Raw genomic sequence first — 23147 nt, forward strand, 5'->3', positions numbered from 1 at the left:
TCGCCCCGGGCCGGTCAGCTCAGCTCACCGGCCCGCAGCCGGGCCACCCAGGCCGCCGCGTCGGCGTAGTCGGCGTCGGTGAGCCCCGGCGGCACCGGCGTCTGCTGGTCACCCGCCGCCGTGCTCCAGCGGTGCCGGGGGTACGACCCCAGGAACCGAACGTCCGCGCAGACCCGGCGCAGCCCCTGCAACGCCTCGCCGAGGCGTACGTCGGCGACGTGCCCGGCACAGTCCAGGAAGAACACGTAGCGGCCGAGCGCCTCGCCGGTCGGGCGGGACTCGATCCGGGTCATGTTCACGCCGCGTACGGCCAGCTCCATCAGCACCGCCAGCAGCGCGCCCACCCGGTCGTGGGCGAGGCACACCGCGAGCGAGGTCAGGTCGTCTCCGGTGGGCGGCGGGGGCGGCCCGGGGCGGGACACCAGCGCGAACCGGGTCACCGCGTCCGGGTGGTCGGCGATCTTGTCGGCCAGCACCGCCAGGCGGTGCCGGCTCGCGCCGATCGGGGCGCAGATGGCGGCGTCGTACTCGCCGCTCGCCGCCCCGGCCGCGGCGGCGCCGTTGGAGAGCACGTCGACCACTGTGGCGTCCGGCAGGTGTTCCCGCAGCCAGCCCCGGCACTGGGTGGACGCCTGCGGGTGGGCCGCGACGGAACGGACGTCGGACAGCGTGGTGCCGGTGCGGGCGGCCAGCACGAACTCCACCGGGAGGACCACCTCGCGGGTGATCACCAGCGGGTCGCCCTCGACCAGCTCGTCGAGCGTCACCCCGACCGCGCCGCCGATGGAGTTCTCCAGTGGCACCAGCGCCGCGTCCGCCTCTCCGGCGCGTACCGCGTCGAGTGCCTCGCCGACGCTGCGGGCCGGCGTGCGGTCCCCGCGCTCGGCGGCGGGCACCGTACGCAGGGCCTGCTCGGCGAAGGTGCCCTCGGGGCCCAGGTAGACGAAGCGGGTCGGCGGTGTTCCCGGCATGCCGACCAGCCTACGCACCCGGCGTACCGTCGCAGGCCAGGGTACGGATGCCGGCCGGCGCCACGGTCCGCACCTCGACGCCGCACACGTCCGTGCCGGCGGTGACCAGCCGCGGCGTGCCGCTCTCGCCGCGCGTGACCACCTGCAACTCCTCGTGCCCGGTGACCGACAGCACGGTGTACTGCCAGCCGTCGGCGCAGAGCGGACCGGTCGACACGGTGACCCGGACGTCGCGGGGCAGCACGCCGGCGGAGCCGCGCAGCAGCGCGACGATCCGGTCGCCGGAGGGCCGCCCCCGGCAGGGCGCCGCAGACGCCGGCGCGGACGGGGAGAGCGTGGACGGGAGAACCGGTACGGGTGGGGTCGGCGTGGCGCTCGGGCTGGGCGAGGCGGACGCCGACGGGACCGGAGTGGCGGCGGCGGGTGGCGGGGCTCGCAGCTCGGGCGGGGTGCCGCAGGAGGCGAGGGCGAGCAGCGTCAGCAGCGCCAGCGGGCGCCGGCGGCGTCGGGGGTGAGGGGTGCGGGGCACGGGGGCGTCCTCGGGCATCGAGGGATGTCGTCGTACGGTGGGGCCGAGGCCATCGTAGGAGCAGGACCGGCCCGGGTGAAGCGCGCCGGGTCAGACGGCGGAGAGGAAGGTGAGCGACCCGGCCACCGCGCCGTCGGTGAGCACCGGCGTGGAGATGGCGTCGACGGTCCGGCCGGCGTCGGAGCCGGGCCCCTGCACCCGCAGCAGGCCGCGGGCGAGCCGCCCGGAGTGCAGCGCGAGCAGCGGCGGGATCTTGTCGGTCTCCTGCTCGGTCAGCTCGCTCGGGCTCGCCGTGAAGTCGACGAGGCGCAGGCCGCCCTCCAGCAGCGGCAGGCCGATCACGTCCTCCGGGGCGCCCAGGCAGAGCAGGTCGCAGCCGGACGAGGAGATCGCCACGACGGTGGTGCCGGCGTCGATCAGCAGGCACGGCTCGGCGGCCCGGGAGACCATGCCGGACCACTGCCCGAAGTTGTCGGACTCCTGCTCGGTGGATGCCGCGGGCGCGAACACTTCCGAGAGTGAGAGTTCGACGTGGGCCACCGCGCCTCCTATGTACACCGACGGTCTGTCCACGCTAGCCGGTCGGTGCGGCGGAAGCATCGGCTGCCGGGCGGCCGGCGACGGCGCGGACCGACGGAACCAGTCGGGGGCGGTGCCGTGGGCCGCGTGGCGTCGCCGGAGACGTTACCGGCGGGCGGCCCGCTTGTCAGCGGCCGTTCGGCCCTCGTCATACCACCGGTAGTCGGCGGTTGGACGGTACGTGCCGTTGAACCACGTGGCCGGCGCCTGCGCGACGCGGGAGAGCTTCTCGGCGGTGGCCGGACTGATCCGGTTCCCACCGGCCACGAGCAGGCGGTCCAGCTCGCGGTGGGTGGCCATGAGGCAGTCCTTCGGCAGGCCGTAGACGCTGATCACCCCGGAGCCGACGAACGTCAGCACCGGCGTCACCGGGATCGGCAGGCCGACCGCGTCGGAGAGGGCCTTGCTGGCGCGCTTGGCGTCCCGGCGGGCCTCCTGCACGTACGGCGGGCGCTTGCCGTTGATCTGGACCACGTCGCCGGCCACCAGCACGCGGGCCCGGCCGTGGTCGGCGATGGTGACCGCGAACAGACCGCTCGGGCCGATGGCCAGGAACCCGGCCCGGTCGTCGCGGCCGCGGTCGAGCAGCATGTCGGCCGGGTCCGTCCGGGGCCACTCGATGACGTGCCAGGCGGGACCGAGGTGGTCGAGTTGGCCCAGGGCGCGAGCCCCTGCCGCTTCCAACCGGCGGGCCCCCCGCTCCGCCCGGCGACGCCGGGCCCACTCCAATGGAGTCGGTCGGGCCGGCTCGAGCACCGAGGTGGGCTCGACTCGGGAGTGCGGCACCGTGCGGGGCGGCAGTGCCCTGCTCGGTACAGCCTGACGAGCGGGAAAGACAGTCATCGCGACCTCCGGCAAAAGGTCTCTCGAAGTTATGTCTCCACTACCCTACGTTGCGCCCCCGGGGGCTCGGCAAGTTGGACCGCCGGAGTGAGTGCGGATGAATGCCATATTCATTCACACTTCTTTTCCGGATGGTGCGTAAGCCTGCCCTAGGCTGCGTGGGTGACCCACTATGTGGACAGCGAAGTCGCCCGGCTCGGGACGGTGCTGCTGCACCGCCCGGGACCGGAACTGGCCCGCCTCACCCCACGCAACAACGACAGCCTTCTGTTCGACGCTATCCCATGGGTGGGACGCGCGCAGGAGGAGCACGACGCGTTCGCGGCGGCGTTGCGGTCCCGCGGGGTCGAGGTGCTCTATCTGGCCGACCTGCTGGCCGAGACGCTCGCCGTACCCGACGCCCGGGCCGAACTGACCGAGCAGGTGCTGCGGTCCCGCCGGCTCGGCCACACCCTGCGGCGCCGCGTCGCCGACCATCTGGCGTACCTCGATCCGGCCGGGCTGGCCGACGTGCTCACCGCCGGGCTCGCCCACGAGGAACTGCGGCTCGGCGCCGACCGCCCCGGCGGCCTGGTCTGGACGCTCATGGACCGGCACGACTTCGTCATCGACCCGCTGCCCAACCTGCTGTTCACCCGCGACTCGTCGGTCTGGATCGGCGACCGGGTCGGCGTGACGAGCCTGGCCATGCCGGCCCGGCGGCGGGAGACCACGCTCACCGACGCGATCTACCGCTACCACCCGCGCTTCGTCGGCACCGAGTTCGTCTACCACCCCCGGATGGAGCACCTGGAGGGCGGCGACGTGCTGCTGCTCGCGCCGGGGGTGCTCGCCGTCGGCGTCGGCGAACGCACCACCCCGGCCGGCGCGGAACGGCTGGCCCGGCAGGTGTTCGCGGCCGGCCTGGCGCACACCATCCTGGTGGTGCCGATCGCGCAGGAACGCGCCACCATGCACCTGGACACCATCTGCACGATGGTCGACGTGGACGCCGTGCTGATGTACCCGAACGTCGCCCACGAGCTGTCCGCGTACACGGTCATCGCCGGCGCGGACGGCGACGACCTGCGGGTCGACGGCCCCGCGCCGTTCCTGCGAGCCGCCGCCGACGCGATGGACCTGGACCAGCTCCGGGTGATCGACACCGGTCTGGACCCGGTCACCGCCGAACGCGAGCAGTGGGACGACGGCAACAACACGCTCGCGCTCGCGCCCCGGCTGTGCGTCGGCTACGAGCGCAACGTGGAGACCAACGCGCAACTGGAACGCGCCGGTATCGAGGTGATCGCGATCGCCGGGTCCGAACTGGGCTCCGGGCGGGGCGGCCCGCGCTGCATGTCCTGCCCGCTGGTGCGGGAGAAGGGCGGGGCCGCCTGACCCGGAGACGTCAGCGCAGCGTCAGCTGGCGGCCGAGCAGGCCCTGGCGGGCCCGGCGGCCGGCCGCGTCGAGCGGCTCCCGCTCCGCGACCGCCTCGGCGTAGCGCTTGGCGAACTCCGCCACCGGCGCCTCCCACTCGGCGGCCGGGGTGTCCTCCGGCAGGTCCCAGACCGGCGCGAGGCGCCCGTGCGCCCGGAACATGCCCGCGAACTTCGTGTCGTCGCCGAGCGTCAGCGCGCCCGCCGCGGCGAGCCGGGACAACGCGTCGAGCGCGGTGTCCTCGTCCTCCGGCAGGACCAGGCGCACGTGGGCCTTCTCCGGCACCTGGCACCAGTACGCGGCCGGCGCGGCGGCCAGCTTGACGGTCGGGTAGATGGCCGAGTTGGCCCGCTCCAGGGACGCCTGGACGTTCGGGTCGTCGGCGGCACCCGGGTCGAGCCAGAAGTCGAACCCGTCGTGCATGGTGATCTCCAGCGGGCCGTCCACCAGGATGTCCTGGAGGCGGGGGCCCGGCCCGGGCAGCGGCGGCACGCTCACCTGGCTGCCCGGCTCGGTGCGCAGCGCGGAGATCAGCGCGTCGGCCAGGTCGCGGGAGACGTCGCCGGACTGCTGGTGCCGCTGCAGGCCGATGAAGACCCGCCCGTCCGGCTTGGTCATCGCCGGTGCGGCCATCGGCAGCACAGTCGCCAGCGTGACCGGCCGGTCGCCGTACTCCTCGATCAGTTCCGGGGTCAGCCGCAGCGGCGCGGACGCCGCCGGGACCAGCTCGCGCAGGGCGATCCACTCCGGCTCGTCCGCCAGGCCCTCGAACGGCCGGGGCACGAAGACGTCGCGCACCTTCTCCCGCTTCGGGGTGGCCTCGCCGGCCCGCTGGTTCTTCCGACGCTTGCTCATGCGCCCGCTCCGCTCCGCTCGGTCATGGCGAGACAGCCTAGATGCCGGGTCTCGGCGGCGGGGGCCGGACCCGTCCGCCGCGTCGGTCAGCCGGCGGCGACCAGGTCGGTCCGCTGCGCCGGGACCGGCTCGAACCGCGCCCACACGCTCTGGCCCAAGCCGTCGCGCTCCACGCCCCAGCCGCTGGCGAGCCCGGCGACGATGTGCAGCCCGCGGCCGTCGGCCGCGTCCGGCGAGGCGGTACGCATGCACGGGCCGGCACCGGAACCGCCGTCGGTGACCCGCAGCTCGACGCTCGGCCCCTGCTCGGTCGGGCGCAGCCGCCAGGCGACCCGCACCACCCCGCCGGGCAGGGAGTCGGCGTGCCGGACCGCGTTGCCGACCAGCTCGGCGAGGACCGCGACCAGGTCGGCCACCAGGCCCGGGGGTACGACACCGGTCAGCTCGTCGGCGAGCCGATGCCGGGCCAGGCGCGCGCCGGTGGCGTCGTGGGGCACCACCACGCACCACGACCGTTCGGCCGGACCAGTCGACACGTCGTTCCTTCCCCGCCCGTGAGCGCCCCGGTCAACCCCGGGGCAGCCGCACCTCTGCGACCGTACCGCCACCGGGTCTGGGCCGGAGGGATACCCATCCATTCTGCTGTTCAACGATCTGGCGGACGAGATAGAGACCGAGCCCGGCACCGGGATACCGGCGGCGGTCGCCGGACTCCCCCTGCCAGAACCGGTCGAAGGCCCGCTCCACGTGTTCCGGCCGGATGCCGATGCCCCGGTCGGCGACCCGGAACGAGACGGTCCGCTCGTTCGCCTCGGCGGTGATCTCGATCGGTGTGTCCGGCAGCGAGTACTTCCCGGCGTTGGTGCCCAGTTCGGTGAGCACCGTGGCGAGGCTGTGCCGGTCGCCGAGCGCCTTGGGCAGGTCGGCGGGCAGGTCGAGCACGACCCGGTGCCGGACGTCCGCCGGCAGGTCCACGACCGCCGCGCGCAGCGCGTCGACCAGGTCGAACGGCGCGGCCGGTTCACCGCCCGGACGGTTCTCGGTGGCGGTGGTCAGCAGCCGGTCGACCAGGCGGGCCAGTTCGTTGGCGCGCTGGCCGATGATCCGGGCGGCCTGCCTGCGGTCGCCGTCGCTCAGCGAGTCCCAGTGGTCGGTGAGCGTGTCCGCGTACCCCTTGATGACGGTGACCGGGGTGCGCAGTTCGTGGCTGGTCACCGCGACGAACAGGTCCCGGTCGTGGTCGCGGCGCTGCTGGTCGGTGGTGTCGCGGAAGCTGACCACGCGCAGCGCGTTCGGGCCGGGCAGTTCGCCGGAGGTGATCCGCAGCCAGCGGCCGTCCGGCAGCCGGTGGTCGAGCACCTGGCCGGGCGGCGGCAGCGGGAACGGCAGCGGCCGGCTCAGCGCCTCGTCCGCCGGCCGGCCGGTCACCTCGACCGCGGCCGGGTTCCACAGCCGGACCCGGCCGTCCCGGTCCACCACCGCGAGGCCGTCGGCGAGCGCCGCCACGACCGGGCCGTCCCCGTGTACGGGCAGGCCGGTCTGGTCGCCGTACATGTGGGCGATGCAGGCGGCGATGTAGCCGATGACGGCGCGTTGCGAGGGTTGCAGCGGTTCGCCCAGCGGGTAGAGCGCGTGCAGGCTGCCGATGGTGAGCCCGCCGATCTCGGCGCGCGCCACGATCATCCGGCAGAGGCCCCGGCCGGCGACCTCGTCGGCGAGCGCACCGGGGATCGCGTCGACCCGGACCTCCCGTACCGGCGGGCCGGCGAGCAGGCAGACGGTGGCCGGGTCGGTGGCGGGCAGCGGGCGGCCGAGGACGAACTCGGCGCTGCCGGTCGCGGCGACGACCCGTCCGCCGGCGGGGGTGAACTCCACGAAGACCAGGCCGGCCGCGCCGACCGCGGGTTCGACCTCGCGGAGCAGGCGGGTGAGGACGGCGAGGCCGGACTCGCCCGAGTTGATCATGTTGATCACTGCGGTGTGGCCGGCGATGAAGGCGGGGTAGTCGGTTCGCTCCGGCATGTCCCGAGTGTGCCGCGCCGTCCGCGTCCGGGACACCCCCGGCCGGTCGACCGTCTCCGGTACCGATCGACGGGGCTCACCGGCCCAACCGGGCCAGCGCGTGGGCCGGCCGGTCGGTGATCACCCCGTCCACGCCCGCTTCCAGCACGAGTTCCAGGTCCTCCGGCTCGTTGACGGTCCAGACGTACACCGAGTTGCCGGCGGCGCGCAGCGAGGGGACCAGGCGGGGGCGGGCCCGGACCAGGTCCACGCCGGGGCCGGCGATCCGGGCGCCGAACGGCAGCCGGCCCAGCGGCAGCAGGCGCGGCAGCACCTCCAGCAGCAGCACGGTGGGCAGCGCCGGCGCGAGTTCCCGGACCCGGCGTACGGCGAGCGGCGAGAACGACATCACCGTCACCTGGACCGGATGCTCCGGCCGTGGTTCGGCCAGCCCGTACCGGCGCAGCATCTCGACCAGGCGCCGCTCGACCTCGCCCCGGTAGCGCGACGGGTGCTTGGTCTCGATCAGCAGCCGGACCGGCCGCCCGGCGGCCAGCACCGCGTCGAGCAGCCGCTCCAGCGTGAGCAGCCGGGTGTGCGACTCGTCGAGCGGCACGTCGTCCTCGGCGAGCGTCGCGGCCCGGTGCCAGGAACCGAAGTCCAGCGCCTCGAGCTCGGCGAGCGTCCGCGCGCTGACCAGGCCGTGGCCGTTGCTGGTGCGGTCCAGCCGGCGGTCGTGCACGCAGACCAGGTGCCCGTCGCGGGTCAGCCGGACGTCGCACTCCAGCCCGTCCGCGCCCTCGTCCAGGGCGCGCAGGTAGGCGGCGAGTGTGTGCTCCGGCAGGTCGTACGAGGCGCCGCGATGGGCGAAGACCAGGGGGACGGTCATGGCCGCGTCACCGGCTCAGGCGACCCGACCCGGCTGCCCGTCGTCGGTGACCACCGGACGGCCCGCGGCGGCCCAGTCGCCCATCCCGCCGTCGACGTTGCGGACCTGGTCCCAGCCGTTGCGCATGAGGTAGCCGACCACCTGGGCGGACCGGCCGCCCGAGCGGCAGATCACCGCCACGTCGCGGTCCTGCGGGATCTCGGCGATCCGGGCGGGCAGCTCGGTCATCGGCAGGTGGTGGGCGGCCGGCGCGTGGCCGGCGGCCCACTCGTCGTCCTCGCGGACGTCGAGCAGGTAAATGTCGTCGGGCACGGCCGACGCGGGCACGCTGGGTAGTGAGGCTCCGAACACGGTAACCAAGCCTAGTCGCCCGCGGCGCTCACAGCCGGTTGACCCAGCGCGGGTTGGCGCCGGCCCACTCCGGCACGCGCGTGTCGCGCAGCGCGCCGAACAGCCCGGCGCCGCCGTCGTCCAGCACGACGTACGAGACGCCGTCGATGGTCTGCGGGTAGGAGGGCACCTGGACCCCGCGCAGGGCGTCCGCGGGCAGGCCGCGCAGCGCGAACAACAGCTCGTCCAGGGGTACGCCGTTGGTGTCCACGGTCAGTGCCCCGCCGGCCGCGCGCAGCACCCGGTCCAGCTTGACCGGGTCGCTGCGCAGCCGTGTCTCGCCCGCCCGGTCGAGCACCGCCCGCAGCATCTGCTGCTGGTGCCGCTGCCGGTCGAAGTCGCCACCGGGCAGGTCGTAGCGCTGCCGCACGTAGTCGAGCGTCCGCGCGCCGTCCATCTGCTGGCAGCCGGCGTCGAACTGGTACCGGGTGTGGATCGAGCGCACCGGCGTGTCCACGCACATCCGGATGCCGCCGAGCTGGTCGATCACCTCCTTGAAGCCGGAGAAGTCGACGAGTGCCGCGCCGTCGAAGCGGATCCCGGTGAGCCGGTTCAGGGTGGTGCTGAGCAGGCGCGCGCCACCCTCACCGCCGCCGCCGTGCTCGTACGCGGCGTTGACCTTGTCCTGGCCGCCGGGGAAGCCCGGTGCCGGCGGGAGCGCCACCAGCAGGTCGCGCGGTACGGAGATCAGGTACGCCTGCCGCATCCCGGCCGGTACGTGCACGATCAGGATGCTGTCCGAGCGCTGGTCCTCCGGGTTGGCGCCGGGCCGGTGGTCGGAGCCGATCAGCAGGTAGTTGAGCGCGCCGTCCAGGTCCGTCCGCTTCTTCCGGGCGGCCGGGTCGAGCAGTTGCTCCTTGGCCACCGTGCGGTCGTAGCGCGAGGTGAGCCAGTGCAGCCCGGCGACGCCGAGCGTGGCGAGCAGGACCAGGGCGAGCCCGGCGCCGAGCAGGAATCGGGCCCAGCGGGCGGGTCCACCCCGCCCGCGTCGGTTCCGTGCTGGCCTGGACGTGACGATCCCCCCGTAGCCGCGACAAGAGACCCGCTCACGTCAGGCTACGGGGGGATCGGCCGACCGGTATCGCTTTCGCGCAGGTCAGCGGGTCATTTACGGGTGGAGAGGACGTCCGGGTTGTTCACCACGAACTCGGCCAGCTTGTCGTTCTTGACCGCCCTGAACATGTCCATGCTGACCTCGTTGAGGATCTCCCGGTTGCCGTTGCCGTTGAAGGTGCCGCCGTTGGTGCGGAGCATGACCAAATCGTTGCCGGTCACACCCTTCATGGTGAAGATGAAGTCCTCGATCGACACACCGCCAGTGTCCAGGACGAACGCCTTGCCGGCCGCCTTGATCAGCGCGTTCAGCTTGATCGGGTTGGTCAACGTCCCGCTCTGGCTCGCCTTCTTCGCCATCGCCTTGATCAGTTGCTGCTGGTTCTGCTGCCGGTCGTAGTCGCCGTTGCGGAGTGTCTTGCGCTGCCGGGAGTAATCCAGCGCCTGCCACCCCTCCATCTCCTGGCAACCCTTCTTGTAGCTCACCGGCTTCATCCTCTTGCCGGTCTTCTTGGCGTCCGCGTTCCACATCGGCTTGCCGTCGACGTACGACATGTGCAGCGAAGAGACGTCCTGGGTCACGCAGATGTTGACCGTGCCGATCGCGTCGATGACATTCTTGAAGCCGCCAAAGTTGATGATCGCGGCGCCGTCGAAGCTGATGCCGGTCATGCCCTTGATCGTCTTGGCCATGAGCTGGGCACCGCCCTCCCAGCCACCGCCGTTCTGTGCGCCGTGGAAGAAGGCGGCGTTGATCTTGTCGACGCCGCCTCGGTATCCGCTCTTCTCAAAGGCCGGGATGCGGGCCTCGGTGTCCCGGGGGATCGAGATCAGGTAGGCCTGGTCGTGGCTGGCCGGGATGTGCAACACGATGATCGTGTCCGACCGGACGTCGTCGGCGGCCCAGCGGGCCCGCGCGTCCACGCCGAGCAGCAGCATGTCGATCGGGCCTTCGAGGCTGCTGCCGCCCTCGGCCTCGGTCTTGCCCGCTTCGCCGAGAAGATTGCGCTGGGCGATGTTGCTGGTGGCCTGGCCGATGACCGCCTTGCTGCCGACGATCGCGACGCCACTGGTCACCATCAGCACGGCGCCGAGCACCAGCGTGAGCTTCGCCCAGAGCGGGTCCTTGCGCTTGGTGCGCTTCTTCTTGCCACCACCGGGACCGCGACCGCCGGAGCCGGGCTGTGTGGGGATGACCGGAGGGACCCGCCCGGATGATCCGGGTGCCGGTGACTGCGGGCGACGGCTGGTCTGGACCGACATGCGTGCTCCAGCTCGGTGATCGGGGGCGGGACCACTTTACGTATCTGTTCCCGTATTCGCGACCTCGTAGGCTCGCAATTCCCGTCAATACCGGCCTACATCCTCGGGTTGTGGCCGAACGGGCAGGGGTAAGGAGCCGGTCGGCGGTTGGCCTCCGTGGTGGCGAGGCCCTAGCGCTCGTTGCCGGTCATGTCGTGTCGGCGTCAGCCGCCCGCGTTGTCGCCCGAACCCTTCTGGTTGGCCTGCATCCACTCGGCCATCCGGTCCGCGGCGATCGCCTTGTACATCGCCAGCGCCTTCTCCCGGTCGGAGACCACCACCGACTGGCCGTCGATGGTCTGGCCGCCCAGGTGCGGGCTGGTGACGAACGTCAGGTTCTCGCCCCGCAGGCTGCGGAACTGCACTGCCATGTCGGTCAACGAGAATCCCTGGTCGACCGTGACGGCGGCGGTGACCGCCTTGAGGAAGTCGTTCAGCTTCTTCGGGTTGGTGAGCGTCCCGGTGCTGGCCGCCTTGTCCATCAGCGCCTTCAGGAACTCCTGCTGGTGCCGCATCCGGGCGAAGTCGCCGTCCGGGAACTGCTTGCGCTGCCGGACCCAGTCCAGAGCCTCGGCGCCGTTCATGTGGTTCACGCCCTTGGTGAACGTCCGGTACGGCTTGTGGATCGAGGTGATGGTCCGCTCCACCTTGAGGTCGACCCCGCCCAGCGCGTCGGTGACCTCCTTGAAACCGCCGAAGTCGATGGCCATGACGTGGTCGATCCGTACGTCGGTGAAGCACTCCACGGTCTTCACCGCGAGCGGCAGGCCGCCGAACGCGAACGCCGCGTTGATCTTGTTGCGCGAGCCCGAGTCGCAGGACGCGCCGGCGCTCTCCGGGATCGGCACGTACAGGTCACGCGGCACCGAGACCAGGTAGGCGCTCTTGTGGTCGGCCGGGATGTGCATGACGATCACGGTGTCCGCGCGCCACTTGCCGGAACCGTCGACAGGGGCGTCCGGATCCCGCGAGTCGCTGCCCACGAGCAGGATGTTGAACGCGCCCTCGACCTGCTTGGCCGGCCGGCCGCCGGTGATCCCGGCGAACGGGTCGGTGCGCGCCAGGTCGTCGTCCAGGTTGCGGGCGTAGAACCACGCGCCGAGGCCGCCGAGCAGCGCCAGCACCAGCACCGCGACACCCGCCACCAAGCCGATGCGCCCCCAGCGCGGCCGGGGGCCACGCCGCCCGGACCCGCCCGGACCGCCACCGCCCGGACCACCGGGCCCGGTCGGCCCGGCCGGGCCGCCGGGACCGCCGGAGCGGGGCGCCTCGTCGTGTGCGGGGTACCACCTGGTTTCCGAGGGCCGGGCGCGCCCGGTGGCGGCCCGGTCGGAGCCGGGAACCGAGGCGCGGCCCGCGCCCCGGCTGAGGTGTCGGGGGATCGGGGCGCCGGCAGACGAGGTCGCTGACATGTAACCGAGGGTAGGTCGGCCGGGCCACCGACGCCCTCGTACGCGCGCCGATGTCAGCCGCGTCCCCGGCGGGTTCAGTACCCGAGACGCCCGCGGAAGTACTCGATCGTGCGTCGGAGGCCGTCTTCGGGCGTGACGCTCGGCTCGTATCCCAGCAGTTCGCGGGCGAGGGTCAGGTCCGGACGGCGCATCTCCGGGTCATCGGAGGCACGAGTGATGTAGCTCACCTCGGACGTGCTTCCGGTGAGTGACACGATCGTCTCGGCCAGTTGCCGCATCGACATCTCGTGCTCGGTGCCGCAGTTGATCGGCCCGGTCTGGGTCGAGTCGAGCAGCAGCAGGATGCCGCGCACCAGGTCGTCGACGTAGCAGATCGAACGGGTCTGGTTGCCGGTGCCGTGCACGGTGATCGGCTCGCCGCGCAGCGCCTGGGAGATGAACGTCGGGATGGCGCGGCCGTCGTCCGGGCGCATCCGCGGGCCGTACGTGTTGAAGATCCGCACGATCGCGGTGTCGGTGCCCCGGCTGCGGTGGTAGGCCATGGTGGCCGCCTCGGAGAAGCGCTTCGCCTCGTCGTAGACGCTCCGGATGCCGATCGGGTTGACGTTGCCCCAGTACGTCTCGCGCTGCGGGTGCTCCTTGGGGTCGCCGTACGCCTCGGAGGTGGAGGCCATCAGGAACCGCGCGCCGTCGTCGGTGGCCCGCTCCAGCAGCGCCAGCGTCGCCACCGAGCCGACCCGGAGGATCTCCACCGGCAGCTTCTCGAAGTCGGTGGGGCTGGCCGGGGACGCCATGTGCAGGATCGCGTCGAACCGCTCGGCCATCGCCGGGTGCTGCGGCAGCCCGTCGGAGATGTCCGCCTCGACGAGCGTGAAGGTCGGCTCGTCCAGCAGGTGGGCCACGTTGTCCTTGGACCCGGTCACGAAGTTGTCCAGCACCACGACGGTGCAGCCGCGCTCGACGAGCCGGTCGACGAGGTGGGACGGGACGAAACCGGCGCCGCCGGTGACGAGGATGCGGTGTCCGGAACCGAAGCGGGGAGCGACCTTCATGGCGGTCAGCCTATACACGCGAGGCGGGGCCCCCGCGTAAGGCAGGGGCCCCGCTCGACTGTGGTGCTCAGTGGGCGCCGGCTCCGGTGAGCGAGCGCACCTCCAGCTCCGCGTACTTCTCCTCGTCGCTCTCCTTGGACAGGATCGTGCCGAGCCAGCCGCACAGGAAGCCGAACGGGATCGAGATGATGCCCGGGTTCGACAGCGGGAACCACTGCCAGTCGTGGTCGGGGAACATCGCCGTCGGCGCGCCGGAGACGACCGGCGAGAAGAAGACGAGCACCACGGCGGCGAGCAGGCCGCCGTAGATGGCCCAGACCGCGCCCGAGGTGTTGAACCGCTTCCAGAACAGGCTGTAGAGGATCGCCGGCAGGTTGCCCGACGCGGCTACCGCGAACGCCAGCGCGACCAGGAACGCCACGTTCAGGTTCTGCGCGTAGATCGACAGGACGATCGAGATCGCGCCGATGACCAGCGCGGAGACCCGGGCGACTGTCACCTCCTGCCGCTCCGACGCCTGCCCGTTCTTCATCACGTTGGCGTAGAAGTCGTGCGCCAGGCTGGACGACGACGCCAGGGTGAGCCCGGCGACCACCGCGAGGATCGTGGCGAACGCGACCGCTGCGATGATCGCCAGCAGTGTCGCGCCGCCCAGGTCCCCGCCGAGGAACTGTTCGCCCAGCTTCTCGGCGAGCTGTGGCGCCGCGGTGTTGCCGGCCTTGTCCTGTGCGGTGATCTCCGACCCGCCGACGATCGCCGCCGCGCCGAAGCCCAGCGCCAGGGTCAGCAGGTAGAACGTGCCGATGATGCCGATCGCCCAGAGCACGCTCTTGCGGGCCGCCCGCGCGGTCGGCACGGTGTAGAAGCGGATCAGGATGTGCGGCAGGCCGGCCGTGCCGAGGACCAGCGCGATGCCCAGCGAGAGCAGGTCCATCTTGCTGTAGAACGTCTTCAGCGCGTCCCCGGGTGTCTCCACGCCGTAGCGCAACCCGGGTTCGAGGAACGCCGCTCCCTTGCCCGAGGCGCTGGCCGCGTCGCCGAGCAGCGAGGACAGGTTGAACTTGTACTTGGCGAGCACCAGCAGCGTCATCGCCAGCGCGCCGCCCATCAGCAGGAACGCCTTGACGATCTGGACGTACGTGGTGCCCTTCATGCCGCCGACCGTCACGTAGATGACCATCAGGGCGCCGACCATGATGATGGTGGCGACCTTGGCGGTGTCGGCGTCCATGCCGAGGAACGTGGTGCCCGGCTTGATGCCGAGCAGCAGGGCGACGAGCGCGCCGGCGCCGACCATCTGGGCCAGCAGGTAGAAGATCGACACCGTGATGGTGGAGACCGCCGCCGCGGTCCGGACCGGCCGCTGCCGCATCCGGAACGCCAGCACGTCCGCCATCGTGTACCGGCCGGAGTTGCGCAGCAGCTCGGCCACGAGCAGCAGCGCCACCAGCCAGGCGACCAGGAAGCCGATCGAGTAGAGGAAGCCGTCGTAGCCGTAGAGCGCGATGATGCCGGCGATACCCAGGAAGGACGCCGCCGACATGTAGTCGCCGCCGATCGCCATGCCGTTCTGGAAGCCGGAGAAGGACCGGCCGCCGGCGTAGAAGTCGGTGGCGGTCTTGGTCTGCCGGCTGGCCCAGACGGTGATCGCCAGCGTGATCGCCACGAAGACCAGGAACAGCGTGATGGTGAGGTTCCGGGCGGTGGTGCTGCCCGCCTCAGCCGCGAGGACCGTGTTCATGGGTCACCTCCCCCATCTCGTCGCGGATCCGGTCGGCGACCGGGTCGATCCGGCGGCTGGCGAACCGCGAGTAGAACCAGGCGATGAGGAACGTGGAGACGAACTGGAGCAGGCCGAAGACCAGGGCGACGTTGATGTTGCCGATCAGCTTCGTGCCCATGAATCCCCGCGCGTACGCGGAGAGGATGACGTAGAGCGCGTACCACAGGAAGAACGCGACGGTCATCGGGAAGACGAAGCCGCGCAGCGTGCGCCGCAACCCGGCGAACTCGTCCGACCGCTGGACGGCGAGGTACCGTTCCGCCGCCGACTCGGCGGGTGCGGACGCGGGTGTGTCCGTGGACATCTGTGGATCACCACCTTCGCAAGGCGTGGGGGAGTTTCGCGCACGGTAGAGAGCGCGCTCCCGGCCCGGGAAGGCTCCGCCGCCCGGCGGCGGACGGCTGCGCCGAACGGCACCCCCACTGCGCCCAGTGACCCACGTCACTCCGCTAACCGGTCACCCCCACCCGGTCGATCATGAGGTTGGCGGCGACGAATCGGACGCGGAACGCGGCCAACCTCATGATCGACGGAGCGAAGCGGAGCGGAGGTCAGCCGGGGAGGTCGTGGTAGCGGCCTCGGTAGTGCAGCAACGGGGGCGTGTCCCGGGGCAGGTCCACCGATTCGATCGTCGCCTCCACCAGCAGGGCCCAGCCGTACTCGCGGGCGGTGTCCAGGCGGCAGCCCGCCCATCCACCGGCGTCCGCGGGCACCGGCCCGTACGGCGTCTCGGTCCAGGTGTCCAGCGCGAACAGGCCGCCGGGCGACGGGAACAGGCCGGCGAAGCGGTCGGCGAGCTGCCGGTGCTGCGGGCCCAGCGGGGCCACCGCGAACCGTCCCGCCTCCTCGATGGCCGCCCACAGGTCCGACTCCGCGTCGACCAGACCGAGCAGCCGGTCCGGCTCACCCTCGGCTACCAGCGTGGAGGAGACGGTCAGCCCGGCGGGGCCGGGCGCGGTCCAGAGCGTCACCGGGGCGGCCAGCCGTCCGCGCAGCCGGCGTACCGGCGAGCGTTGCGCGGCCGGCGCCGCGAACGGGTCGGTGGAGTGGATCTGCGCGCCCGGCTCTGGATTCACGTGAAACATTGTGCCGCCCGCCACCGGGCGAGGTTCGACGGAACGCCCTACCCTGCCGGGCATGAATCTCATCCCCCCGCAGCAGCTCGCCCAGGAACGGGTCGTCGCCGCCGACGCCATCCTCGGCGGCCAGGTCGACCTGCGTGCCTATCCACACCGTCACCTGCTGGTCAGGGCGAACAACACCTGGGGCCGCAGGGCGTACCAGCCGCTGATGGAAGCGGTCGAGCACCTGTCCAACTACGGCTGGGAGCTGGTCACCATGACCAGCGTCGGCGACGGCCACCACGTCTACGCGGCGATGCGCCGCACTGCCTGACGGCGGGTCGAGACGCGCGGATCAGTCGTCGGCGAGCAACCGGCGGGCGGCGGCCAGCACCTCCGGGTCGGCGCAGCCGGCCGCGTACCCGGCGATCCGGCGCCGGATGTCCCGCCCGAGCAGCCACTCCCCGATCCGCTCGGCGACCGGGCGCAGGAACGCCGGGCGGCAGCGGAAGTTGTACCGCCACGTCGCGACAGTGGTGCCGGGATCCGGGCCGGGCGCGAACCGCCAGCCGCCGCCAAACCGCTCGAAGAACCACGGTCCGCGCACCATCTTCATGCCGACGTTCGTCGGCGGCGACCAGGAGACGTACTCGCTGACCATGACCAGGCCGTGCCGGGAGCGGGTGTACGTGCGCACGCCCCGCCCGGGCCGCGTCGCGCCGTCGACGAAGTGCTGTTCCCGGACGAACGGATCCCAGCGGTACCGCACCGGGGCGGTGGTCTGGGAGACGGCGAACGCCAGCTCCGGGGGGACCGGGACGGTGACGACCGCTTCGACGACAGGCATCAGCGCCTCGGGGTGACATTCGCCAGCAGCTCCGGCTGCCGGTGGTCGAGCGTGTCCCCGGCCATGTACGCGCCGAGCAGCGCCGCGCCCCCGCCGTACGCCAGGCCGACCGGCAGCGCCAGCCAGAGCCACACGTCGCCGAGCAGCGCGGCGGCCACCACGAACGGCACCGCCACCACCGCCGAGCCGACCATGGAGACCAGGGTGAGCAGACCCTTGGTGAAGCCCGCGCCGCTGTTCAGGGCGAACGGGTTGCTCGACTCGGGCAGCGAGTACGCGCCGAGCACGGAGACGAACGCGTTGATCGCCAGCCCGCAGCCGTACGCGGCGAACAACGCGCCACCCATCACGCCGAGCCATTCGGGCCGGCCGAGGACGACCGCCAGCGCCACCGCGATCACCACGAGCATCGGCACCACGTAGATCGAGAACGCGGCCATCCGCGCCCGCAGCTCCACCCGCCCCGGCACACCGGCGACCACGTTCGCCGCGTACGAGCTGCCGTCGAAGCCGAACTGGTTGGCCAGCGTCAGCGACGCGAGCGCCCCGACGAAGATCATGGACAGGCTGACCAGCGCCGGTGAGGAATCGGCGCCACCGAGTTCCGCCCCACCCTCGGTGGTGAACGACACGCCGCCGAGGTTGACCATCACCGGCACGAACACGCCGACCACGGCGACCGTAATGAGGTTGGCCCGGCGGCGGGCGTCCCGCCACCAGTAGCGGCACTCCCGGGCGACGAGCGCGCCGAACCGGTCCCGCCGGGCCCAGCCCACCGCGCGGGGGAAGAGCTGCGCGACCGCGCCGCCGGCCACAGCGCGCGGCGTCCGCGCAGGGCCGCTGCTCGCCGCGCCCACCATCGCCGTCTCCAGCGACCGGGACCACCAGAACAGGAGTACGCCGAGCGTCGCGAGCGCGATCAGCAGCTTCACCACCGCCGCGCCGGTCCGCCCCTGGGCCACGTCCAGACCGGCGGTCCACGGTGCGCCGAACGGCGTCCAGCCGACCACCCGGGCCACCCCGTCCAGCCGGTCCCAGTCGGTCTGCCGTACCGCGGCGAGCACCAGCAACTGCAACGGCCCGAGCAGCGCGGCCAGCACCGCGAGCAGCACGGCGGCCAGGTCGCGGACCCGGCGAGAGCGCAGCATCGTCGCGAACGCACTTGTGAGCGCGCGGGCACCGGCCAGGCAGACGAGCAGCCCGACGACCACGCCGAGCGCGCCGACCAGTGCGGCCGCCCATCCACCGAGCGCACCGGCGGTGACCACCAGCCCGGCCGCCGTGATCGCTGTCGCCAACGCCGGCACGCTGACCAGGGCGGCGGCGAGCAGGCCGGTGACCAGGGTGCGGCGGGACAGCGGCAGCAGTGCGAACCGGGCCGGGTCGAGCGTCTCGTCCACGCCGAAGAAGACGAGCGGCAGGAGCAACCAGCCGAGCGTGAGCAGGCCACCGCCGAAGGCGGCGATCATCAGCGCGTACCGGGACTCACCGGCCAGGCCCGGCGCGGCCAGCAGGAAGAACCCGACGGCGGCGAACCAGAGCCCGAACAGCAGGCCGAGGACGAACAGCGCGACCCGCCAGGTCTGGCCCCGGAAGTTGTTGCCGAGCACCCGCAGCTTGAGCCGGACGAAGTGCCAGGGCGACACCCGCCGGACCGGGCGCTCGGGCACGGTCACCGGGACAGCCACGACAGCTCCTCGCCGGTCGCGGTCCGGCCGCCGACCACCTCCACGAAGACGTCCTCCAGTGACCGGTCGCCGCGCACCTCGGTGAGCGTGCCCACCCGCTTGATCCGGCCCTCGGCCAGGATCGCCACGTGGGAGCAGAGCCGCTCGACCACCTCCATCACGTGGCTGGAGAAAATCACCGTGCCGCCGCCGCCGACGTACCGGTGCAGGATGTCGCGGATCAGCGCCGCCGAGACCGGGTCGACCGCCTCGAACGGCTCGTCCAGCACCAGCAGGCGCGGACCGTGCAGCAGCGCGCAGGCCAGCCCGATCTTCTTCTTCATGCCCGCCGAGTAGTCGACCACGAGCGTGCGGCCGGCGTCGGAGAGTGCCAGCACGTCGAGCAGCTCCGCCGCCCGCTGGTCGACCACCGCCGGGTCCATGCCGCGCAGCAGACCGTGGTACGCCAGCAGCTCCGCCCCGCTCAGCCGGTCGAAGAGGCGTACGCCGTCCGGCATCACACCGAGCAGGCTCTTGGCGCGTACCGGGTCGGCCCAGACGTCGTACCCCAGCACCCGCGCCTCACCGGCGTCGGGCCGCAGCAGGCCGACGGCCATGGAGAGGGTGGTGGTCTTGCCCGCGCCGTTCGGGCCGAGCAGGCCGTAGAACGAGCCGGTCGGCACGGCGAGGTCGACGCCCGCCACCGCGACCTTGGTGTCGAAGCGCTTGGCCAGACCACGAAGGGACAGCGCCGGGTGCTGATCGGTCATGGTCCGACCGTATCGGGCTCCGGCCAGGGGCCGCTCGGACGGCAGGATGATCTCGCATCATCCCTGAGAGGTACGAGTCGCATTGCCGACGGCCTGCAACCGGCGACCCGGGCGGTGGGTGTCAGTCCCAGGGACGGCAGCGGGGAGAGACATGGATGCGGACAGTGCGTTCGAGGAGTTCTACCGGAGCAGCAGACAACGCGTGGTGACGGTGCTGTACGCGCTCGGCGGTGACCGGGCCGAGGCTCAGGACGCCGCCCAGGAGGCGTACGCGCGGGCCTGGCAGCGCTGGTCGCAGGTCAGCGAGTACGACGACCCGGAGGCGTGGGTCCGTACGGTCGGTCACCGCCTGCTGGTCAACCGGTGGCGCAAGGTGCGCAACAGCGTCGTCGCCTACCGGAGGCACGGGCCACCACCACCGGTGCGGCCCCCCTCGGAGAACACGGTGGCGCTGGTCGCCGCACTGCGGCAGCTCTCCGCGGACCAGCGGCAGGCAGTGGTCCTCTATCACCTGGCCGACCTGTCGGTCGCGGAGATCGCCGCGCAGACCGGCGTACCCAGCGGGACGGTCAAGGCTCGCCTCTCCCGGGGCCGCAAGGCCCTCGCCGCCCTGCTCGACATGACCCTGCCGGAGGAGATCCGCAATGCCTGATCCGATCTTCTCGGACCTGTACCGGGACACCGAGCACCTCGTCTGGCCACCCACCGAGCAGGTGCGGCGTCGAGGTCGGCAGCGGACGCGGCGTATCCGGATCGCCGCCGGTCTGGCCGCCGCGGTAGCGGTGGGCGTCGTCGCGTCGGGTGTGGCGCTGGCCCGTCCCGACGCCGCACCGCCACCCGTGCCGCCGGCCACCGTCGTTCCCACCCCGCCGACGCCGACGCCGGCGCCCACGCCGAGTTCCACGCCGTCGGCCGAGCCGTCCGAGAGCGGGTCGCCGACGCCGAGCCGCACCACCGGACGGCCACCCGGCACGACCGGCGGCGAGACCGGCCGCGCGCCGACCAGGACGATTCCGGCGGCGGCGATGCTCCAGCTCGCCGACCTGCCGACGGGCTTCACGATGACGACCAAGGTGGAGGGGGACTGGTCCCTGGAGTCCGTGACCATCTACTGCGAGAACGAGTCGCCGGCGCTGAACGCCGGTCAGGTGGCCAGCAGGTCGGTGCAGTTCGACTCACCCAGCGACTGGATCGTCGAGCGGGTGACGCGGCACTCGGGCACCTCCGCCGACACTGTCATGAAGCGGGTCCGCCAGTTGGTCACGGGCTGCCGGCCGACGCGCCCGGAGGACTCGTTGTCCATCATGGCGGAGTCGCTCGGCGGCGACGACGCGGTGCTCGTGGGCGGCGACATGGGGACGCCTGCCCGCTGGGTGGTGGTGCGGCAGGGCGACCTGGTCGCCCAACTGCGGGTCGACCACCAGACCACGCCGAGCGAGGCCAAGCGAGTGGTCGGGTGGGTGGTCAACCGCCTCTGCGCCGGCACGGACACCTGCTGACTGGTGCTCGGGTGTGCGGCGGGGCCGGCGCGAGCGGGCCCCGCCTCACAGGCGCAGGGACTCCGGGGTGTGCAGGCGGAGCATGGTCGCGCGGACGTCGCGGGGCAGCCGCCGCCGGCTCGCCATCGACACGACCACCATGACCGTGAACGCCAGCGGCACCGTCCACGCCGCCGGCTGGGTGGTCAGCGTCGCCGGCCAGCCGGTCAGCGGCGGGCCGAGCACGGTGAGCAGCACCGCGCCGACCGCTGCGCCGCCGCCGACCAGCACCCCGGCGGCGGCGCCCAGGTCGGTCAGGCCGCGCCACCAGATGCCGAGCACCAGCAGCGGGCAGAAACTGGATGCGGCCACCGCGAACGCCAGCCCCACCACCTGCGACACGTCCAGCCCGGAGACGTTCAGGGAGAGCACCGCCGGCACCCCACCGGCGATCACCGTGGCGAGCCGGAAGCCGCGTACCGAGCCGCGGCCGAGCACGTCCGTCGAGATCACCCCGGCGACGCTGGTGAGCAGGCCGGACGAGGTGGACAGGAACGCCGCGAACGCGCCGGCCGCGACCAGCGCGGCGAGCAGCCGGCCGGTGGTGCCGTCGCCCAGCGCCGCGCCGGGCAGCAGCACCACCACCGCGTCGGTCTGGCCGCTCACCAGCAGTTGCGGGGTGTAGATGCGGCCCAGCACGCCGTAGACGGTGGGCAGCAGATAGAAGACGCCGACGAGCGCCAGCACCACGAGCGTGGTCCGGCGGGCGGCGGCGCCGTCCGGGTTGGTGTAGAAGCGGACCAGCACGTGCGGCAGGCCCATGGTGCCGAGGAACGTGGCCAGGATCAGCGAGTACGTGGCGAACAGTCCCCTGTCGTCCTCGCCCGCGGTGTCCGGCAGCAGCCACTCGGTGGCTCCGGTGGCCGCGCCGGACACCTCCGGCACCGGGTCACCGGCGGCGAACTCGAGGCGGTCGCCGGGGCGTACCTCCCGGATGTCGCCGTCGGGCAGGGTGAGCGTCGCGCGGTGCTCGACCACGACGGTGGTCGCGGTCCGGAACGTCGGGCCGTCGGGCGGGGTCACCGCCGGGCGGGCGTCGGCCTGCCACTGCAACGCCAGGAAGATCGCGGGTACGGCGAGCGCGGTGAGCTTCAGCCAGTACTGGAACGCCTGCACGAAGGTGATCGCCCGCATGCCGCCCAGCGCCACGTTCGCCGTCACCACCACGGCGACGAGCAGCGCCCCGAGCGGATACGGCGAGCCGGTGAGCGTGGCCAGGGTCAGCCCGGCGCCCTGCAACTGCGGCACCAGGTAGAGCCAGCCGATGAAGATCACGAAGACGGTGGCGAGCGTGCGCAGCCGGCGGGAGCCGAGCCGCACCTCGCAGAAGTCGGGCAGCGTGAACGCGCCGGAGCGGCGCAGCGGCGCGGCCACGAACAGCAGCAGCGCCAGGTATCCGGCGGCGAAGCCGACCGGGTACCAGAGCACGTCCACGCCGTACTTGAGGATCAGCCCGGCGACGCCGAGGAAGCTCGCCGCCGACAGGTACTCCCCGCCGATAGCGGCGGCGTTCCAGGTCGGGCTGACCGCCCGGGACGCGACCAGGAAGTCCGAGGTGGTGCGGGCCAGCCGCAACCCGTAGAAGCCGATGCCGACGGTGACCAGGGTGACGGCGACGATCGCCGGGACCACGTAGTCGTTGGCCATCAGCGTTCCGGCCGTCGGATCAGGTCGACGAAGTCCTGCTCGTTGCGTTCGGCCAGCCGCACGTACGCCCAGCCGACCACGATCAGGAACGGGAAGGACACGACGCCGAGCAGCAGCCACGGCAGGTTGACCCCGAGCACCGTGACCCGGCCGACCGTGGGCGCGATGGCGAACAGCCAGGGCAGGCCGCCGAGCCCGATCAGCACCAGCAGGCTGAGCCGCAGCGCCAGGGAGAGCTGGGCGCGCATCAGCCCCTGCACGAGCGTCTCACCGACCGGAGTCTGCTGGGTGAGCTCGGAGCGGGTGCGGTCGGCCGGATTGCCGACCCGGGAGACCTCGGCCAGCACGATCCGGGTCCGCTTCGGCGCGGCGGCCGGCGGCGCCCCGCTGCCCGGCTCGTGGCGGCCGGGCGGGGACGCGCGGGGGCCGGGAACCGGGGTGGCCTCGGCGGGCCGCCCCGATGGATGCTGTTCCTCGGCTCCGGTCACCTCCGGCAGTCTCGCCCGCTCAGCGGGAATGTCAAGAGCACGGTTCCGAGCCC

At 72.6% G+C, this 23147-nt stretch carries 25 protein-coding genes; 4 read left to right on the forward strand and 21 right to left on the reverse strand.

What is annotated here, in order from left to right; all coding sequences use genetic code 11:
* Positions 1-14: 14 nt before the first annotated feature.
* The 4 genes from pheA to SM452_RS04920 all read right to left on the reverse strand — a co-directional run bounded on the left by pheA (position 15) and on the right by SM452_RS04920 (position 2922).
* The gene (gene pheA / locus SM452_RS04905) at positions 15-971 is read right to left on the reverse strand and encodes a prephenate dehydratase (protein WP_262012962.1); all 957 of its coding nucleotides are present in this window, start codon (positions 969-971) and stop codon (positions 15-17) included.
* A 10-nt stretch (positions 972-981) separates the two neighbouring features.
* A complete protein-coding gene (locus tag SM452_RS04910) occupies positions 982-1518 on the reverse strand; it encodes a hypothetical protein (protein ID WP_262012963.1) in 537 nt (178 codons plus the stop codon).
* 72 nt (positions 1519-1590) lie between these two features.
* Positions 1591-2040: a hypothetical protein gene (locus SM452_RS04915; protein WP_013289310.1), complete on the reverse strand. Its 450-nt coding sequence runs from the start codon at positions 2038-2040 to the stop codon at positions 1591-1593.
* 144 nt (positions 2041-2184) lie between these two features.
* Positions 2185-2922, reverse strand: coding sequence for a hypothetical protein (locus SM452_RS04920; protein WP_194800337.1), 738 nt, complete (start codon positions 2920-2922; stop codon positions 2185-2187).
* A gap of 162 nt (positions 2923-3084) precedes the next feature.
* On the opposite strand from SM452_RS04920, the gene SM452_RS04925 reads away from it, so the two are divergent.
* Complete coding sequence (locus SM452_RS04925; protein ID WP_262012964.1) at positions 3085-4299, forward strand: arginine deiminase; 1215 nt, start codon at positions 3085-3087, stop codon at positions 4297-4299.
* Positions 4300-4309: 10 nt separating this feature from the next.
* On the opposite strand, the gene SM452_RS04930 is transcribed toward SM452_RS04925, so the two are convergent.
* From SM452_RS04930 to SM452_RS04985, 12 genes are all read right to left on the reverse strand, one after another.
* Entirely contained in the window at positions 4310-5194 is an 885-nt protein-coding gene (locus SM452_RS04930) for a DUF5926 family protein (protein WP_463839354.1), read from the reverse strand.
* Positions 5195-5280: 86 nt separating this feature from the next.
* Positions 5281-5730, reverse strand: coding sequence for an ATP-binding protein (locus SM452_RS04935; RefSeq protein WP_355508526.1), 450 nt, complete (start codon positions 5728-5730; stop codon positions 5281-5283).
* A 31-nt stretch (positions 5731-5761) separates the two neighbouring features.
* Positions 5762-7216 (reverse strand): sensor histidine kinase, encoded by a 1455-nt coding sequence (locus SM452_RS04940; RefSeq protein WP_262012967.1) that lies wholly within the window; start codon positions 7214-7216, stop codon positions 5762-5764.
* A gap of 76 nt (positions 7217-7292) precedes the next feature.
* Positions 7293-8084, reverse strand: a complete 792-nt coding sequence (locus SM452_RS04945) for a glycerophosphodiester phosphodiesterase (protein ID WP_262012968.1) — start codon at positions 8082-8084, stop codon at positions 7293-7295.
* A gap of 15 nt (positions 8085-8099) precedes the next feature.
* Entirely contained in the window at positions 8100-8435 is a 336-nt protein-coding gene (locus SM452_RS04950; protein ID WP_262012969.1) for a rhodanese-like domain-containing protein, read from the reverse strand.
* Between the two features lie 28 nt (positions 8436-8463).
* Positions 8464-9339, reverse strand: a complete 876-nt coding sequence (locus SM452_RS04955; protein WP_463839355.1) for an LCP family protein — start codon at positions 9337-9339, stop codon at positions 8464-8466.
* 239 nt (positions 9340-9578) lie between these two features.
* Positions 9579-10790 (reverse strand): LCP family protein, encoded by a 1212-nt coding sequence (locus SM452_RS04960; RefSeq protein WP_463839356.1) that lies wholly within the window; start codon positions 10788-10790, stop codon positions 9579-9581.
* Between the two features lie 203 nt (positions 10791-10993).
* Positions 10994-12241, reverse strand: coding sequence for an LCP family protein (locus SM452_RS04965; protein ID WP_355508532.1), 1248 nt, complete (start codon positions 12239-12241; stop codon positions 10994-10996).
* Positions 12242-12315: 74 nt separating this feature from the next.
* Positions 12316-13293 carry an NAD-dependent epimerase/dehydratase family protein gene (locus tag SM452_RS04970; RefSeq protein WP_355508534.1) on the reverse strand — a complete coding sequence of 326 codons (978 nt, stop codon included), beginning with the start codon at positions 13291-13293 and terminating at the stop codon, positions 12316-12318.
* A gap of 67 nt (positions 13294-13360) precedes the next feature.
* On the reverse strand, positions 13361-15034 hold the full coding sequence (locus SM452_RS04975) for a solute symporter family protein (protein ID WP_262012973.1): 1674 nt from the start codon (positions 15032-15034) through the stop codon (positions 13361-13363).
* Positions 15012-15380 carry a DUF485 domain-containing protein gene (locus SM452_RS04980; protein ID WP_013289297.1) on the reverse strand — a complete coding sequence of 123 codons (369 nt, stop codon included), beginning with the start codon at positions 15378-15380 and terminating at the stop codon, positions 15012-15014. Before SM452_RS04980 ends, SM452_RS04975 begins: the two co-directional genes overlap by 23 nt.
* Before the next feature lie 247 nt (positions 15381-15627).
* Positions 15628-16224 (reverse strand): flavin reductase family protein, encoded by a 597-nt coding sequence (locus tag SM452_RS04985; RefSeq protein ID WP_355508536.1) that lies wholly within the window; start codon positions 16222-16224, stop codon positions 15628-15630.
* On the opposite strand from SM452_RS04985, the gene SM452_RS04990 reads away from it, so the two are divergent.
* A complete protein-coding gene (locus SM452_RS04990; RefSeq protein WP_262012975.1) occupies positions 16214-16471 on the forward strand; it encodes a hypothetical protein in 258 nt (85 codons plus the stop codon). The genes SM452_RS04985 and SM452_RS04990 overlap by 11 nt on opposite strands.
* A 21-nt stretch (positions 16472-16492) precedes the next feature.
* Here SM452_RS04990 and SM452_RS04995 read toward each other — a convergent pair whose 3' ends face one another.
* The 3 genes from SM452_RS04995 to SM452_RS05005 are packed head-to-tail and all read right to left on the reverse strand — an operon-like array spanning position 16493 to position 19421.
* Positions 16493-16984 carry an SRPBCC family protein gene (locus tag SM452_RS04995; protein WP_355508538.1) on the reverse strand — a complete coding sequence of 164 codons (492 nt, stop codon included), beginning with the start codon at positions 16982-16984 and terminating at the stop codon, positions 16493-16495.
* Positions 16984-18672 (reverse strand): ABC transporter permease, encoded by a 1689-nt coding sequence (locus SM452_RS05000; RefSeq protein WP_463839357.1) that lies wholly within the window; start codon positions 18670-18672, stop codon positions 16984-16986. The genes SM452_RS04995 and SM452_RS05000 overlap by 1 nt, the downstream gene beginning before the upstream one ends.
* Positions 18657-19421 carry an ABC transporter ATP-binding protein gene (locus tag SM452_RS05005; protein ID WP_135242523.1) on the reverse strand — a complete coding sequence of 255 codons (765 nt, stop codon included), beginning with the start codon at positions 19419-19421 and terminating at the stop codon, positions 18657-18659. Before SM452_RS05005 ends, SM452_RS05000 begins: the two co-directional genes overlap by 16 nt.
* 151 nt (positions 19422-19572) lie before the next feature.
* Between SM452_RS05005 and SM452_RS05010 the strand changes: the two genes are divergently transcribed.
* Together SM452_RS05010 and SM452_RS05015 are read left to right on the forward strand one after the other, a co-directional pair.
* Complete coding sequence (locus SM452_RS05010; protein WP_262012978.1) at positions 19573-20073, forward strand: SigE family RNA polymerase sigma factor; 501 nt, start codon at positions 19573-19575, stop codon at positions 20071-20073.
* Complete coding sequence (locus tag SM452_RS05015; RefSeq protein WP_357210221.1) at positions 20066-20920, forward strand: hypothetical protein; 855 nt, start codon at positions 20066-20068, stop codon at positions 20918-20920. The genes SM452_RS05010 and SM452_RS05015 overlap by 8 nt, the downstream gene beginning before the upstream one ends.
* A gap of 45 nt (positions 20921-20965) precedes the next feature.
* Here the strand turns inward: SM452_RS05015 and SM452_RS05020 are convergent, their stop codons facing one another.
* A complete protein-coding gene (locus SM452_RS05020; RefSeq protein ID WP_262012980.1) occupies positions 20966-22606 on the reverse strand; it encodes a sodium/solute symporter in 1641 nt (546 codons plus the stop codon).
* Positions 22606-22956 (reverse strand): hypothetical protein, encoded by a 351-nt coding sequence (locus SM452_RS05025; RefSeq protein WP_262013029.1) that lies wholly within the window; start codon positions 22954-22956, stop codon positions 22606-22608. Before SM452_RS05025 ends, SM452_RS05020 begins: the two co-directional genes overlap by 1 nt.
* Between the last annotated feature and the right edge of the window lie 191 nt (positions 22957-23147).

It is taken from the genome of Micromonospora sp. SYSU B005, from assembly GCF_055362685.1.

What these genes read in the sequence shown, in the direction of transcription:
- pheA (WP_262012962.1), bottom strand. Translation starts at nt 971, where the DNA reads ATGCCGGGAACACCGCCGACCCGCTTCGTCTACCTGGGCCCCGAGGGC.
- SM452_RS04910 (WP_262012963.1), bottom strand. Translation starts at nt 1,518, where the DNA reads ATGCCCGAGGACGCCCCCGTGCCCCGCACCCCTCACCCCCGACGCCGC.
- SM452_RS04920 (WP_194800337.1), bottom strand. Translation starts at nt 2,922, where the DNA reads ATGACTGTCTTTCCCGCTCGTCAGGCTGTACCGAGCAGGGCACTGCCG.
- SM452_RS04930 (WP_463839354.1), bottom strand. Translation starts at nt 5,194, where the DNA reads ATGAGCAAGCGTCGGAAGAACCAGCGGGCCGGCGAGGCCACCCCGAAG.
- SM452_RS04940 (WP_262012967.1), bottom strand. Translation starts at nt 7,216, where the DNA reads ATGCCGGAGCGAACCGACTACCCCGCCTTCATCGCCGGCCACACCGCA.
- SM452_RS04945 (WP_262012968.1), bottom strand. Translation starts at nt 8,084, where the DNA reads ATGACCGTCCCCCTGGTCTTCGCCCATCGCGGCGCCTCGTACGACCTG.
- SM452_RS04960 (WP_463839356.1), bottom strand. Translation starts at nt 10,790, where the DNA reads ATGTCGGTCCAGACCAGCCGTCGCCCGCAGTCACCGGCACCCGGATCA.
- SM452_RS04965 (WP_355508532.1), bottom strand. Translation starts at nt 12,241, where the DNA reads ATGTCAGCGACCTCGTCTGCCGGCGCCCCGATCCCCCGACACCTCAGC.
- SM452_RS04970 (WP_355508534.1), bottom strand. Translation starts at nt 13,293, where the DNA reads ATGAAGGTCGCTCCCCGCTTCGGTTCCGGACACCGCATCCTCGTCACC.
- SM452_RS04975 (WP_262012973.1), bottom strand. Translation starts at nt 15,034, where the DNA reads ATGAACACGGTCCTCGCGGCTGAGGCGGGCAGCACCACCGCCCGGAAC.
- SM452_RS04980 (WP_013289297.1), bottom strand. Translation starts at nt 15,380, where the DNA reads ATGTCCACGGACACACCCGCGTCCGCACCCGCCGAGTCGGCGGCGGAA.
- SM452_RS04990 (WP_262012975.1), top strand. Translation starts at nt 16,214, where the DNA reads ATGAATCTCATCCCCCCGCAGCAGCTCGCCCAGGAACGGGTCGTCGCC.
- SM452_RS04985 (WP_355508536.1), bottom strand. Translation starts at nt 16,224, where the DNA reads ATGAGATTCATGCCCGGCAGGGTAGGGCGTTCCGTCGAACCTCGCCCG.
- SM452_RS04995 (WP_355508538.1), bottom strand. Translation starts at nt 16,984, where the DNA reads ATGCCTGTCGTCGAAGCGGTCGTCACCGTCCCGGTCCCCCCGGAGCTG.
- SM452_RS05005 (WP_135242523.1), bottom strand. Translation starts at nt 19,421, where the DNA reads ATGACCGATCAGCACCCGGCGCTGTCCCTTCGTGGTCTGGCCAAGCGC.
- SM452_RS05010 (WP_262012978.1), top strand. Translation starts at nt 19,573, where the DNA reads ATGGATGCGGACAGTGCGTTCGAGGAGTTCTACCGGAGCAGCAGACAA.
- SM452_RS05015 (WP_357210221.1), top strand. Translation starts at nt 20,066, where the DNA reads ATGCCTGATCCGATCTTCTCGGACCTGTACCGGGACACCGAGCACCTC.
- SM452_RS05020 (WP_262012980.1), bottom strand. Translation starts at nt 22,606, where the DNA reads ATGGCCAACGACTACGTGGTCCCGGCGATCGTCGCCGTCACCCTGGTC.